Source organism: Lentzea sp. NPDC092896 (assembly GCF_044754905.1).
Classification (GTDB): domain Bacteria; phylum Actinomycetota; class Actinomycetes; order Mycobacteriales; family Pseudonocardiaceae; genus Lentzea.
Genome location: NZ_JBIVPX010000001.1, coordinates 1 through 13,473, shown reverse-complemented (window position 1 = coordinate 13,473; position 13,473 = coordinate 1). Strand labels below are relative to the sequence as shown.

Annotated in this window: 14 protein-coding genes and 1 rRNA gene; 11 read left to right on the top strand and 4 right to left on the bottom strand. The window is 69.5% G+C overall.

Features of this window, described 5'->3' with window-relative positions; genetic code table 11:
• Window positions 1-11: 11 nt before the first annotated feature.
• The 6 genes from ACIQF0_RS00075 to ACIQF0_RS00050 all read left to right on the top strand — a co-directional run bounded on the left by ACIQF0_RS00075 (window position 12) and on the right by ACIQF0_RS00050 (window position 7,594).
• Entirely contained in the window at window positions 12-821 is an 810-nt protein-coding gene (locus ACIQF0_RS00075; protein WP_401023112.1) for a DUF72 domain-containing protein, read from the top strand.
• Window positions 822-860: 39 nt separating this feature from the next.
• Complete coding sequence (locus ACIQF0_RS00070; RefSeq protein ID WP_401023111.1) at window positions 861-1,217, top strand: peptidase inhibitor family I36 protein; 357 nt, start codon at window positions 861-863, stop codon at window positions 1,215-1,217.
• A 119-nt stretch (window positions 1,218-1,336) separates the two neighbouring features.
• Window positions 1,337-3,739 carry an AAA family ATPase gene (locus tag ACIQF0_RS00065; RefSeq protein ID WP_401023110.1) on the top strand — a complete coding sequence of 801 codons (2,403 nt, stop codon included), beginning with the start codon at window positions 1,337-1,339 and terminating at the stop codon, window positions 3,737-3,739.
• Window positions 3,736-4,122, top strand: a complete 387-nt coding sequence (locus ACIQF0_RS00060; RefSeq protein ID WP_360046663.1) for a hypothetical protein — start codon at window positions 3,736-3,738, stop codon at window positions 4,120-4,122. The genes ACIQF0_RS00065 and ACIQF0_RS00060 overlap by 4 nt, the downstream gene beginning before the upstream one ends.
• 8 nt (window positions 4,123-4,130) lie before the next feature.
• Window positions 4,131-4,967: an exonuclease SbcCD subunit D gene (locus ACIQF0_RS00055; protein WP_401023109.1), complete on the top strand. Its 837-nt coding sequence runs from the start codon at window positions 4,131-4,133 to the stop codon at window positions 4,965-4,967.
• The gene (locus ACIQF0_RS00050; RefSeq protein ID WP_401023108.1) at window positions 4,964-7,594 is read left to right on the top strand and encodes an AAA family ATPase; all 2,631 of its coding nucleotides are present in this window, start codon (window positions 4,964-4,966) and stop codon (window positions 7,592-7,594) included. Before ACIQF0_RS00055 ends, ACIQF0_RS00050 begins: the two co-directional genes overlap by 4 nt.
• A gap of 58 nt (window positions 7,595-7,652) precedes the next feature.
• Here ACIQF0_RS00050 and ACIQF0_RS00045 read toward each other — a convergent pair whose 3' ends face one another.
• A complete protein-coding gene (locus tag ACIQF0_RS00045) occupies window positions 7,653-8,102 on the bottom strand; it encodes a very short patch repair endonuclease (protein ID WP_401023107.1) in 450 nt (149 codons plus the stop codon).
• A 48-nt stretch (window positions 8,103-8,150) separates the two neighbouring features.
• Here ACIQF0_RS00045 and ACIQF0_RS00040 point away from each other — a divergent pair, with 48 nt between their 5' ends.
• The 3 genes from ACIQF0_RS00040 (at window position 8,151) to ACIQF0_RS00030 (ending at window position 11,032) form a co-directional block, all read left to right on the top strand.
• Entirely contained in the window at window positions 8,151-8,783 is a 633-nt protein-coding gene (locus ACIQF0_RS00040; protein ID WP_401023106.1) for a hypothetical protein, read from the top strand.
• A 306-nt stretch (window positions 8,784-9,089) separates the two neighbouring features.
• The gene (locus ACIQF0_RS00035) at window positions 9,090-9,989 is read left to right on the top strand and encodes a helix-turn-helix domain-containing protein (RefSeq protein ID WP_401023105.1); all 900 of its coding nucleotides are present in this window, start codon (window positions 9,090-9,092) and stop codon (window positions 9,987-9,989) included.
• Window positions 9,990-10,114: 125 nt separating this feature from the next.
• Window positions 10,115-11,032, top strand: coding sequence for a hypothetical protein (locus ACIQF0_RS00030; protein WP_401023104.1), 918 nt, complete (start codon window positions 10,115-10,117; stop codon window positions 11,030-11,032).
• Here ACIQF0_RS00030 and ACIQF0_RS00025 read toward each other — a convergent pair.
• Window positions 11,005-11,820, bottom strand: coding sequence for an NAD(P)H-binding protein (locus tag ACIQF0_RS00025; RefSeq protein WP_401023103.1), 816 nt, complete (start codon window positions 11,818-11,820; stop codon window positions 11,005-11,007). The genes ACIQF0_RS00030 and ACIQF0_RS00025 overlap by 28 nt on opposite strands.
• 88 nt (window positions 11,821-11,908) lie before the next feature.
• Between ACIQF0_RS00025 and ACIQF0_RS00020 the strand changes: the two genes are divergently transcribed.
• Entirely contained in the window at window positions 11,909-12,268 is a 360-nt protein-coding gene (locus tag ACIQF0_RS00020) for a nucleotide pyrophosphohydrolase (RefSeq protein WP_360046652.1), read from the top strand.
• Complete coding sequence (locus tag ACIQF0_RS00015; protein ID WP_401023102.1) at window positions 12,265-12,855, top strand: hypothetical protein; 591 nt, start codon at window positions 12,265-12,267, stop codon at window positions 12,853-12,855. Before ACIQF0_RS00020 ends, ACIQF0_RS00015 begins: the two co-directional genes overlap by 4 nt.
• Here the strand turns inward: ACIQF0_RS00015 and ACIQF0_RS00010 are convergent.
• Together ACIQF0_RS00010 and rrf are read right to left on the bottom strand one after the other, a co-directional pair.
• Window positions 12,852-13,016, bottom strand: coding sequence for a hypothetical protein (locus ACIQF0_RS00010; RefSeq protein WP_360046650.1), 165 nt, complete (start codon window positions 13,014-13,016; stop codon window positions 12,852-12,854). The two genes, ACIQF0_RS00015 and ACIQF0_RS00010, sit on opposite strands and share 4 nt — an antisense overlap.
• A gap of 176 nt (window positions 13,017-13,192) precedes the next feature.
• Window positions 13,193-13,309 (bottom strand): 5S ribosomal RNA (gene rrf, locus ACIQF0_RS00005).
• Between the last annotated feature and the right edge of the window lie 164 nt (window positions 13,310-13,473).

Genomic DNA, 13,473 nt, shown 5'->3' with positions numbered 1-13,473 from the left:
ACGATAACCGCATGGGCGAGGTCAGGATCGGCACTTCGGGGTGGGTCTACCCGCCCTGGCGCGGCGTGTTCTACCCCAAGGGCGTCACGCAGAAGCGCGAGCTGGCCTACCTGAGCGAGCAGCTCAGCTCGGTCGAGATCAACGGCTCCTTCTACTCGCTGCAACGCCCGTCCAGCTACCAGAAGTGGGCCGCCGAGACGCCCGACGACTTCGTGTTCGCCGTCAAGGGCAGCCGTTTCATCACCCACATGAAGCGCCTCAAGGACGGCCACGAACTCCTCGCGAACTACCTGGCGTCCGGAGTGCTCGCGCTGGGCCCGAAGCTCGGCCCGATCCTCTGGCAGCTCCCACCGACGCTCCAGTTCGACGCGGACCTGCTCACCGCCTTCTTCGAGGGCCTCCCCCGCACCACCACCGAGGCCGCCGAGATCGCGAAACGGCACGACCACCGCGTCGACCCCGCGCACACCACCACGGACGCCGAACGGCCGATGCGCTACGCCCTCGAAGTCCGCCACGACAGCTACCAGACGCCGGAGTTCGTCGACCTGCTCCGGCGCCACGACATCGCGCTGGTGGTCGCGGACGCCGCCGGCAAGTACCCGTTCATCGAAGAGGTGACGAGCGACTTCGTCTACGTGCGGCTGCACGGCCACGACGAGCTCTACGTCAGCGGCTACACCGACGAGGGCCTCGACCTGTGGGCCGACAAGGTCAGGGCGTGGCGCGAGCACGGTGACGTGTTCGTCTACTTCGACAACGACGCGAAGGCCTACGCCCCGCGTGACGCGAAGGCGCTCCAAGATCGTCTAGCCGATTGATCCGAACGGACGCACACTCGTCGCAACGGAGGTGCGTCCATGTCGTCGAAGAGCCTCATCGCCGCCCTGGTGATCACTGCGGGCGCGGTTGCCTCCAGTGGGATCGCTGTTGCGCAGAGTGACAAGACCTGCGACAAGGGCGAGTTCTGCGTGTGGGCGGGACCGGACTACACGGGGGCCGTGCAGCGCCTCGACCTGGAATCGGCGAACCCCGACGAGTGCATCACGCTGACCGTCGTCGGCAGGTCCTTCGCGAACCGCCTGAGCAGGTACGCGAGCGTGTACCAGCGGGAGAACTGCTCGACCGAGGCCGAGTTCACCACCTACCCGAGGCACGGCACCTACGTGCCGGACGCGTACTTCGTGATCAGAGGCCTGCAGGTGTGGGGGCCATAACGACGACGACCTACTTTAGTCACCCTATGTAACACCACTCGATCGTGTGAGTACTCATCAGTAGCTCCACTTTCGTGCCTAAGTTGCCGCCCTATCGAGTGGTGGCAGCTGGAGGAAATGTGACCGTGGCGGGTGAAGCCGGGTTACTCGAACTGATGGCCGGGCGGCTGGCCAAAGACGATCTCACCCCACGAGCGGCAGAACTGGTGCTGGCGGCGTGCCGGGGCGAGGAGGCGCTGGACCGCGCTCTCGCCGGTGTGCCCGATCAGGAGGGCGCCCCGCGGGAGCAGACGGACGGACCCGGTCACGGGATCTACCTGTCGGAGATCCGGGTGCGCGGTTTCCGGGGCATCGGTCCCCAGGCACGCCTGCCGCTCGCACCAGGTCCCGGGCTGACCGTCGTCACCGGCCGCAACGGCTCGGGCAAGTCGAGCTTCGCCGAGGCCGCCGAACTGGCGCTGACCGGCTACAACGCCCGGTGGACCCGTGCGCGGCACGACGTGTGGCTGCAGGGCTGGCGCAACCTGCACCGGCCGGACACCGCCGTCGAACTGGATCTCGTCCAGGCCGCGCGGCCGGGCAGGACGACGATCCGAAGACGCTGGGCGCCGGACGAGGACCCGGCGCAGGGCGAGTGGACGCAGGACGACGAGCCGTTCGACGACCGCAGGTGGCACGACGCACTGGAGACCTACCGGCCGTTTCTGCCCTACAGCGAACTGGGGACCGTTCTCGACGCACAGCCAGAGGACCTCTACGAGGCGATGCACCGCCTTCTGGGTCTGGAGGCGATCACCGAGGCGCAGCAGTCGCTCGCCGAGCACCGCAAGCGGCTCGCGGAGATCGTCGCCCGTCCCTACGACCGGCGGGAGCGGGTGCGCGCCGAACTGGCGGCCTCCGCGGACGAACGCGCCCGCCGTGCCGCCGAACTGCTCGGCAGCGACTCCCCCGACCTCGACGCGATCGCGGACCTCGCGCTCAGGGCCGACGTCGGCAGCGGAACGAGCCTGCTGCACCAGATCGTGGACATCTCGCTGCCGCCGGAAGACGAGATCGACCGGGTGCGCGAGACGCTCGACCTGGCGCTCGGCGCGGTGACCGCGGTGGCGACCGCCAACGCGCAGGACTCGTTGCGGAGCAGTGAGATCCTGCGGCTCGCGATCCAGCTGAAGGAGTCCGGCGGCACCGAGTCGTGCCCGGTGTGCGACCTCGGCCGGCTCGACAAGCTGTGGCTCGGCAAGGCCAAGCAACGCGCCGAGCACCTCGCCAAGGCCGCCGCGGACCTGCACGAGGCCGCGGACCGGCTGGACGTCGCGGTGGCGGCCACCCGCGCGTTGTGCCAGCCGGTGCCGGACGTGCTGGTCGAGGCCCAGGACATGCTCGACACGACGGCCGTGCTGCACGCGTGGCAGGCGTGGGAGGCGTGCGCCTCGCTCGACGACCCGATGCGGTTGCGCCAGGAGATGTTCGGCCGCTACACGGAGCTCGCGAAGGCCGTGGAACAGCTGAAGTCCGTGGCACGTGAGCAGATCGACCGGCGCGACCTGGTGTGGCGGCCGATGGCGATCGCGTTGTTCGAGTGGCATTCCCAGGCCCAGCAGGCACTGGAGGACGCCGAGGGGCTCGCCGACGTGACGGAGGCGGAGAACTGGATCCGCAAGACCGCGGCCACCCTGCGATCCGAGCGCATCGCGCCGTTCGCCAAGGAGTCGCAGCGGATCTGGCAGCGGTTGCGCCAGCAGAGCAACGTCGACCTGGGCGCGGTGCGCATGGGCGGCACCCGCAACGTCGAGCTGGACGTGTCGGTCGACGGCGCCTCCAACTCGGCGCTGGCGGTGATGAGCCAGGGAGAGCTGCACTCGCTGGGGCTGGCGCTGTTCCTGCCGCGCGCGATGGTCGACGAGAGCCCGTTCCGGTTCGTGATGATCGACGACCCCGTGCAGGCGATGGACGCGTCCAAAGTGGACGGTCTGGCGCAGGTGCTCGCGGACGTCGGGCTCACCCGCCAGGTCGTGGTCTTCACGCACGACGAACGACTGGTGGAGGCGTTGCGGCGGTTGCGGCTCAGCGGCACCGTCTGGGAGGTCTGCCGCAGCGAGGGATCCGTTGTGCAGGTGCGGATGTCCGACGACGCCGTCGGCCGGTGCCTGAACGACGCCCGCGCGATGCGCACCGATTTGGATCTGCCGGAGACGTTGCGGGCGGAACTGGTGGCTTCGTGCTGCCGGACGGCGTTGGAAGAGGCGTCGCACGCGAGGTTCCGGCGCGAACGGCTCGGGCGCGGAATGCCGCACGCCGAGGTCGAACGCGTGCTGGAGTGCGCGTTGACGACCAGGCAGAAGCTCGCGCTGGCCGTGCTCGACGACTTCGCCGAACCGGCGAAGCTGTTGCCACATCTGGAGGACGTGGTCGGATCATGGGCGGTCGATCTGCTGCAAGCGTGCCGAGTCGGCGGGGAGAGCGGGGATCTGGACGTGCTGATCCGCGACACCGAACTGCTAGCGGGATGGTTGCAGCGGTGAACCTCCCTTCGGACGTGCAGGACCGGCTGACGTGCGTCGCGAACCTGCTGGCACGCCCGGAGCAGCTCGACGGCGTGCGAATCCGTTGCTGTGCCGAACTGTTGCGCACGGCGGTGGAACGATCTGTGGCGCGTGCCTGCGGCGCCGAGAACACCGACCAGCCGGTGCACGCGCTGCTGGTCAGCCTTCCGTTCCACGCAGACCCTGATGTGGCGCACGACGCCTCCCAGCTGTGGCACGCGCTGAGCCGCGCGATCCGGCACCACGGCTACGAGCTCACCCCCACCGTCGCGGAACTGGTCGGCTGGCACGCCGACACCGAGGCCGTGAGCGAGGCGCTCGGGCTGCCCCTGACCCTGTCCGGCACCATCGAACTGACCTGAAGGCACCGGTGAAACTGCTGCTGTTCGCGGACCTGCACCTGGACACGCGCTTTCCCAGCGCGGGCCCGGAGCGGCGTCAAGCCCTGCGTGACACCCTGGGCCACATCGTCGATCTCGCCCAGGAGACCGGTGCCGACGCGATGCTCTGCGCCGGCGACCTGTACGAGCACGATCGCTGTTCCCCTTCCACCGCCGCGTTCCTGCGGTCGGCGTTCGACTGCTCGCTGCCGGTGTTCCTGGCGCCGGGCAACGACGACTGGTACGGGCCGCAGTCGGTCTACCAGCAGGTGGACTGGACGCCGAACGTGCACGTGTTCTCGTCGGAGTCGCTGACCCCGGTGGAACTCACCGACGGCGTCACGCTGTGGGGCTCCGCGCACGTCGGACCCGGCCCCGCGCGGGACGTCCTCGACGGCTTCGCGGTGAACCGCGGCGGCGTGAACCTGGCGCTGTGCCACGGTTCCACGCCCGGCGACGTCGCGATCACCGGGCTGGACCACGCGTTCCTCGGGCACGTGCACACGCCCGAGCACGCCGCCGACTACACGTTCCCCGGCAACCCGGATCCGCTGACGCCGGGCGAGACCGGCGAGCGCGGGGCCGTTCTGTGCACCGTGCGCGAGGACGGTTCGGTGTCGCGCGAGGTGTTCGACGTGTCGGCGTCGCGGTCGCTCGGCTGGCTGGACGCCGAGCGGACGTTCCCGTTGCTGGACTTCGACACCGTCGCCGCGGAACGGACCGTGCGCGGCCAGTTCGTGCGCGACGTGCTCGCGGATCCCTCTTTGGACATGACGCTGCGCGGCCGCGTGCTGTCGACCGGCCTGCGGGCGTTGGAGGAACGATGAGGATCGAGTCCGTCACCGCGCACGCGTTCGGACCCCTGCACGATCGCACGCTGCCGTTGGCGCCCGGTCTGACCGTGGTGTCGGGCGTGAACGAGTCCGCGAAGTCGTCCTGGCACGCCGCCATCCGCGCGGCTCTGTGCGGTGAACCGTCGGCGCGGCACCGTCCGTGGACCGGCGAGTCCTGGCGGGTGGCGGCGATGGTGTCGCTGGAGTCGGGTGAGGTCGTGGCGGTGGACCGTGATCTGAACGACGACGCGGTACCCGACGTCTCGCTGCGGCTCGGCCTGGACCGCACGTCGTTCACCGCCACCGCGTGCGTGGACCAGGCACAGCTGCTGACCGTGCTGGACGCGGCGAACGGCCTGCAGGACCACCTGCGGCGCGCGGCGGCCACCGCGGGTACGGACGGCACGGTGGAGCAGGCGTTGCAACGGCTGACCGCGCCCGCCGACGCGTTGCGGGACGCGCGGAACCGCTTGCGGGAGACCGAAACCGACCTGACCGTGGCTCGCCGGGAGCACGACCGTTATCTGGAACTGAGCACGCGGGCCCGTTCGGCCGCTGCCGCTCGTGCTCGCCTGGCCGTTCAGGAACACGCGGCGTCACTCGACGCGCTTTCTGCTCGGGTGGCGCGGCTCAGCGAGTTGCAGGAGCGCTTCGGCGACTCGCCGCCGTCCGGACTGGCCGCGCAGGAAGAGCTGACCCAGGTGGTGAACCGCGCGCTGGCCACGTGGCGTGCCGCGCCGAACCCGCGCGCGCTGACGGGCCCGTCCGCGTCGGCGCTGGAGGCCGAACTCCGGGCCCTGCCGGACTTCCCGGTCGGCGAGACCGCGCTGGACGACGAACTTCGCGTCGTGGCCTCGGCCTACGCGACCGCGTCCGCCGTCGCCGCCGCGCACGACGAACGCCGGCCGTCACCGCGGACCACTGCCGAACCGTCCGTGCTGCGCGGCCTCGCGACGCGCCTGGACCCGGCCGCCGGTGCCCGCCTGACCACCGCGTCGATCGACGTCGACACCGCCCGCCAGTTCCAGGACGAGGCCGCCGCCGGCGCGGCCCGCACCCAGGTCGAAGCGGACGTGGCGGCGACCCGCGTGCAGGAGATCGCGGTGCCGAACCCGTTCCTGCGCAACGCTTTGCTGGCCCTGAGCTGTCTCACCAGCCTGGTGGGCGTGCTGCTCTTCCTGACCGGCCAGCAACTCGCCGCGATCGGCGTCCTCGTCGCCGCGCTGGTGGCCGGTGTCGGCGGCGCGATGTCCCGCGGCAACGCGGCCCAGCGCGAGATCGCCATCGCCTTCGCCGCCGAACGCGCGACCACCGCCAACCAGACACGAAGCCTGCTGTTCGCCGCGGACCGCGCCCTGGCCGAGGCCGAGGGCCAGCGAGCCGTGGCCGTGGAAGCCGCACGCGTCCACGACTCGGCCGTCGCCGAGTGCGCGTCGCTGGGCGTGCCCGCGGACCGCGAAACGTTGTGGCGCCTGGCGAACCTCCCCGCCTGGGAGGCCGAGCACGCCGACCTGGTGTCCGAGGTGGCCCGGACCGAGAAGGCGATCCGGGTGGAACTCGCCGCGCGCGGCAAGGTGGACGCCGCGATGCCCGTGCCGGACCTGCTCGTGGACTACGAGACCGACTGCAAGGTGCGCGCCCGCCAGGCGTTGATGGCGGCCCATCGCCCCCAGCTGGCCCAAACCCTGGCGGACCGCCGCCAGGCCGAGGCCACCGTCGCCGAGGCCACCGCCGCCCACACCCGAGCCCTCGGGCTGCTGCGGGAAGCCGTGACCGCGATCGGCCGCACCGGCGAACGCCCAGAGGACCTGCTGCGCGCGATCGCCGAGTGGCAACGCGGCTGGGACGACCTCCTGCGCGAGGCCGAGGACGAACGCAAGGCGTGGGCCGAACTCCAGTCACTGCTGGCCTCGGGAACCCTGGACGACCTCGAAACCACCCTCTCCGCGGCCCAGACCCACCACGCCACGCTCCTGGAAGCGGCCCTCCGCTACGCGGCCTGCGACCCGGTGGACCCGTCCCTGGCCACGTCCGCGGACTCGCTGGCGGCAACCGTCACGGAGATGGCCCGCTCACTGCCGAGCGTCCCGGAAGCCGAGGAGGCCGTCCAGGTCGCCGCGGCCGCCCTGACGGAGGTGACCGCCGAGGTCGAAGCCATCGACCTGGCCTCCCGCTACCTGACCGCGGCCCGCGAGAAGGTGCACAGCACCATCGCCCCGGCCCTCGAAGACGCGCTTCGAACCTGGCTGCCCACGGTGACCGACGGCCGTTACGTCGACGCCGCCGTGGACCCGTCAACCCTGACCGTGCGCGTGTGCGCGGCCTCCGAGTCGTGGCACCAGGCAGCACACCTGTCCCTCGGCACCGCCGAACAGATCTACCTGCTGCTGCGCGTCGCCCTCGCCCAACACCTCGCCTCCGAACCGTGCCCGCTACTGCTGGACGACGTCACCGTGCAGGCCGACGACGCCCGCACGCGTGCCGTGCTCGACCTGCTGCTGCAGCTGTCTGCGGACCGGCAGATCGTGCTGTTCGCGCAGGAGGCCTCGGTTGTGGAGTGGGCGCAGGAGCGGCTGGGTGAGCGGGACGTGCTGCACCAGCTCACGCCGGTGGCGGCCTGACCAGGAGGAAGGCCGCTCGAGCGGTGTTCCGGGCAACATCGCCCGGGGCACCGCTTTTTCATGCCTTGGCCGGGCCTGCGGACACGAGCTCGACGATCCGGTCAGCGACGGCCTCCGAGTTCTCGTGCTCCCACACGCGCACGACGAGCCAGCCTGCAGACGTCAGCTGCGCATCGGTGTCGCGATCTCGAACGACCACCCCGTGCAGCTTCACCCTCCACCACTCGCGGTTCGCCTTCGGCAGCTGACCGTGCTCTGGGCACGAGTGCCAGAAGCAGCCGTCGACGAACAACGCGATCCGCGCCCCTCGCAGCAGCACGTCGACACGTCGACGACGGTTGGTGCCAGGCGGGGCGACGTCGACGAGGTAGCGCAGCCCCCGGCGGTGCAGCGCTCGCCTGACCGCCGGCTCCGGCGCGGTGCCGACGCGGCGAGTGCGGCGCATGACCTTCGACGTGGTCTCGGACGTGGCGGGCGGAGCAGGACCCGCGTCGACGTAGCGGTACATGACCAGCAGTTTCCCGGAAATGTCAGACCCCGGGGCTACCGTCGGTCCATGACCAACGCCGCCTTCCGCAAGCTCACCCCCACCACCGGCGAGAAGCTCGCCGACCTGGGCCTGCGCCTCGCGATCCTGGACCGCGCGATCGCCGCGGGGATCGACGCGCGCGCGGCCTCGCCGCCGTTCGGGCCGACCAACGCGCCAGGGCTGCTCGACTGGATTCATCGGGTGGGCACGCTGCGCCAGCTCCTCGCGGCCGAGGGGTGGGAGCGGCTCGACCACTGGAACGCGGGCCTGATCCGGCACCCGTCGCGGCCGATCCTGCTCGGCACGTTGCAGGGCAATCGCGGTACGGGGTCGCCGGAAGCGCCGTTGCGCAGTGACTACGCGAAAGGGCCCGCCCTCGCGGCGATGATGCGGGACAACGACCACGACCAGTTCGCGCTGTTCGAGAACATGCGCAGCGAGGGGCTGAAGTTGTGGTTCCTGGTGACGTACCCGCTGCAGCTGGAGGATCGGCTCGTGGTGTTGCGCGAGGTGTCACAGCCGGAGCCGACGCCGCAGAACCAGATCATCGAGCGGTGGGCGCACCGGATCCCGTTGCCGCCGATGGAGTTCCCGCAGCGCAAAACGCCCAATGTGGATGGTCCGGAGGAGGTGGACTTCCCGATCGCGCTCCGGCGCTGACGTGAAGAGCACGGTGATCGACGCATCTTGCTGCCGGCGACGAGCACCGGTCGGGTATCGCAGCCAGCCCGGTGACCGTGCCGATCCTGGGTGGCTTGCGGTCGCGCTGCCCGACACTCGATCGGTGCGGGGATCAGCATGTTCGTCCTCGTCCGTGCTGCCCGGGACGTGCGTGCGTCCCAGGCAGCCTGAGGGATCAACGCTCCGGACCCCACCAAGGCAGGATCGGCGGTTCGTGACGGGACCCGCACGACCGGCAGGGCCCGCGTGGCATCGCGATCATCCAAGGGCGACAATGGCCGGATCATGCTCACGCCCTCGCGACTCACGCTCGCCCGCACCCGGCGCGGACTCACCGCGGCCGAGTTGGCGCGGAAGTCGGGCGTGCCGGCGCGGGCCATCGGCGAGTACGAGCGCGGGCTGCGCAGGCCCAAACCCGCCGCGGTCGAGTCGCTGGCCGGGGCGCTCGGTTTTCCTGCCGAGTTTCTGACCGCGCCGGAGCCGCCGCGGCCGCAGAACGCGCCGCTCGACGCTCAGGCGACGGCGGCGGCGCAGCTCGCGATCGAGTTCAACGGCTGGCTGGAGCGGCTGTTCGTGCTTCCCCAGCCTTCCCTGCCGCCGCCGCGGACCTCGCCGCAGGGCACGCGGGACGCGTGGCGGCTCGCCACCGGGCCGGCGCCGAACATGGTTCAGCTGCTGGAGTCCCACGGTGTGCGGGTGTTCTCGCTGCCGGTCGACTGCGTCGCGCAGGAGGCTTTCTCCTGCTGGCACAACGGGACTCCGTTCGTGTTCCTCACGCCGACGGCGACGCCGGAGCAGGCGCGGTTCGACGCGGCCGTCCAGCTCGCCGTGCTGCTCGGCCACGACGAGCCGCACGAGTTCGCCGCCGAGTTCCTGATGCCCCAGAGGCAACTGCCCGGCACCGACCACCGGCACTGGCACGTGGGCAGGGACCAGTTCACGAAATGGGCGAACGTCCACAGCCTCGTGCCGGGCGGCATGACGCGCCGCGAGACCTCGAAGCTGCTCACCAAGGTGTTCAAGGTCCTTCGCGAGAACGGCACGCCGCCGTTGCACGTTGCCAAAGAGCTGAACCTCGGCCTTGAAGAACTCAACGGACTGGTGTTCGGGCTCGTGCTGACCGCGTTGCCAGGTGGCGGGGAACCGGGGCCGCGAGGACGCGCACGCCTCACCCTGGTCCACTGATCAAATCTAGTCACGGGCTGGAGTCTCCAGTTCGTCGTATTAGGCCAAATGAGCGAACTGTGAAACGCATCGTCCGGCATCCCCGACACTGAGAGTGACGGGAAGCCGAGTCGTGAGGATGCCCCATGACGATGCAGCAACGCACAGAACCTTCGCCTGCCGCCGTTTTGATCGCCGTTGCCGTGCTCGCGCTGGTTCTGACCGTTGCTTTCGGCCCCCTGGGCTTCGTCATCGGTCTCGCGCTGTTCGCGTTGATGTTCATCGGCACCAAGCACAGCTCGGCCGAGCAGATCGCCCCGACGCGCACCCGCTCACGCCTGCGCCGGCTGTCCACGGCCGGGCGGGTGGCCATCGTCGGCGAGGCGCACCACCAGGACGCCATCGCCGAGGCCGCGAGGCACTCCACGCTCGACCTCAACGACGACAACTCCGTCCCGGCGACCGCCGTGCTGGTGCCGGAGTCCGCCAGCCGGCACGACCGCGCGGCGGTGCGGGTCGACCTGCTGCGCGGCGACGGCACCGCGATCACCGCCGGCTATCTCCGCACCGAGCAGGCCGTCGAGTACCAGCCGCTCCTGCTCGAACTGGCCGAGCGCGGCGAGGTCGGCTCGTGCCCGGCCCGCATCATCGGCGGTGGCAGGCCTTACGGCGTGCACCTGTATCTCGGCGTGCCGCGGCTGCTGCTGCTCGATCACGAGGCACTCGGCACGGCACCGACGCTGCCTGCCGAAAACCAGGTCGCCGTGGTGGGCGAGACAGCCCATCAGCACGTGCTGCATCGCGTCGTGAACGGCCGCACTCCCGTCCACGTGATCGCCGAACTCCGCGACTGCCGAATCGCTAGAGGCTCTCACACCGGTGAACACACCCTTGAGGTGCTGCTCGAAGGCGAGAGCATCGGCCAGCTCACGTATGCGATGGGCCTTCGCTACTGCGACATGGCGCAGGAGTGGCGCGCCCGCACGGGGCGCGCGCTCTGCGAAGCCGTCATCACCAACGAGGGCACGCGCGGTCTTCAGGCGAACTTGCTGCTGCCCAGGTAGTCGGCGAACGTCCGCGGCGCACGGCCGAGAACCCTCTGCACGCCATCGGACAGGTGCGCCTCTTCTCCCGTACGGATGCGCACGAGCAGCATCGTGACGAGGTCGGCGATCTCGTCCGGGTAGCCGAGCGCACGCAAGCCGGCAGCGAACTCGTCCGGCTCGATGTCGTTGTACAGCACGGGTTCGCCCGTCATCGCGACGATCCGCGCCAGCATCTCGGCGAACGACAGCGCCTCTGGCCCGCTCAGGTCGTAGGTCTGCCCGTGGTGACCGGGCTCGGTCAGCGCGACGACGGCGACCTCGGCGATGTCCACGACGTCGATGAACGGGTGGATGCCCTGACCGGCGGGAACAGCGAGCTCACCGTGTCGCACGGGCTCGGCGAACATGTCCTCGTCGAAGTTCTGCATGAACCAGGTGGGCCGCAGGATCGTCCACTCGGCACCCGAGTCCTTGATCGCCGCCTCGAACGGGTCGTCCCCGGGAGCCCCGCGCATCGACAGCAGCACGAGCCGGGTGACGCCCGCCTTCACCGCGACGGTCACGAACTCCGCGAGCTGCGAGGGGTTGTCCGGCGGCACGACGTAGACGGCGGCGGTGCCGGCGACCGCGGGTTCCCAGGTGTCCGGGGCTGACCAGTCGAAGGTAGTCCCACCCAGGACCGACGCCGCGGAGCGTGACGCCGGCCGGCCGGCCGGGCCGAGGAGAGCGGTGACGCGGCGGCCGGTCTTGCCGGTGGCGCCGAGCACGAGGATGGACGAGGTGTTGATTGCGCTCGATGTTGACATGACTAAAGCCAATCAACATTGACGCGGACGATCCATGCTTGAAAGGCCGCCATCCTTGCTCGTTCGTCCACGTGGTACTTAGTGGAGCATGAGTCAGCGTGATCTCGTGGACCTGAGGGACGCCCTGCGCGCGTTCGCCGCCGCCCGTGACTGGGACAGCTACCACACGCCCAAGAACCTGGTGATGGCGTTGTCCGGGGAGGTCGGCGAGCTGACCGACCTCTTCCAGTGGCTGACGCCGGAAGAGGCGGAAAACGCGATGAAAGACCCCGATCTCGCCTGGAACGTCCGGGACGAGCTCGCTGACGTGATGCACTACCTCACCAGGCTCGCGGACAAGCTCGGCGTCGACCTCGTCGAGGCCGCGTTCGCCAAGATCGAACGCAACGAGCGGCGGTTCCCGACCGGGAGCCTGACGCCCGTGCCTGTCGAGAAGGGGGAGTTGTGAATCTGCAGAACGTGCACGTCTTACACGTGCACCAGAAGGTCACGTTCATGGTCAACCGGTACGAGGTCTTCGTCGACGACAACGGTCAACCGGGTCAGCTGGTCGGCTTCGCCGAGCAGAAGAGGCTCAAGATCAAGGAACGGGTCACGATCTACACCGACTCGTCGAAGAGCCGGGTGCTGTTCGAGTTCAACGCCCGCAAGGCTATCGACCTGGGCAGCGGCTACGACGTGACGGACGAGCAGGGCAGGTCGATCGGGTTGTTCCGCAAGGACTTCGCCAAGTCGCTGCTGCGGTCGACCTGGCACCTGGAACAGCCGGGCTGGGGACAGACGACCGGCGCCGAGCGGAACAAGTGGCTCGCCGGTTTTCGCCGGCTGTGGGGGTGGATCCCGTACATCGGAGACGCGCCGTTCCCCATGCGCTACCACTTCGACTTCACGACGGAGAACGGCGCTTCCGTGTTCAGCGTCGACAAGAAGACCTGGGTTCGTGACCACTACCTGGTCACCGTCCAGGATCCTGGCGTCGATCGCCGGCTGGTCATCGCCCAGGCCGTGGCGCTCGACGCGCTGCAGTCCCGCTAGAGGTACGTGAGCAGGAGGAGGATCAGGCACACCAGCAGCACGACGCCGAGCACTGCGGGCAGGACCGACTGCGACGACGACGCGGGCTCGCGGGCGTGCCTGCCCCGCCTCCTGCGCGCTCGCCACCGCAAAGGTGCCTCCCCTGCCCACTGCTCGTTCATGACGAAAACGGTAGGGACCGGGAAGCCGGGCTTGACTCGCATCACCCGCTCGCCGGGGTCTCATCACCCGGACAGCCGCTCAATGAACACGGCACCACTTGCACGAAGGCATGGAAAATAACGTGAAAAAGCCCTGCGGGGAGCGCTTGTGGCGCTCAACCCGCAGGGCAAATTAAGTTCGGCGGCGACCTACTCTCCCACACCGTAACCAGTGCAGTACCATCGGCGCAGAAGGGCTTAACTACCGGGTTCGGAATGGGACCGGGTGTTTCCCCAACGCTATAACCACCGAAACACTATGAAATTACAACCAGCAACCCCGAACCAGCAGGTCAACTACCCCTGCCAGGGGATTCGATCGGTTCTGGTTGTTCTTCCAGAACCGCACAGTGGATGCGTAGCGTCTTTGTAACAAGTCCTCGGCCTATTAGTACCAGTCAGCTCCAACCGTTACCGG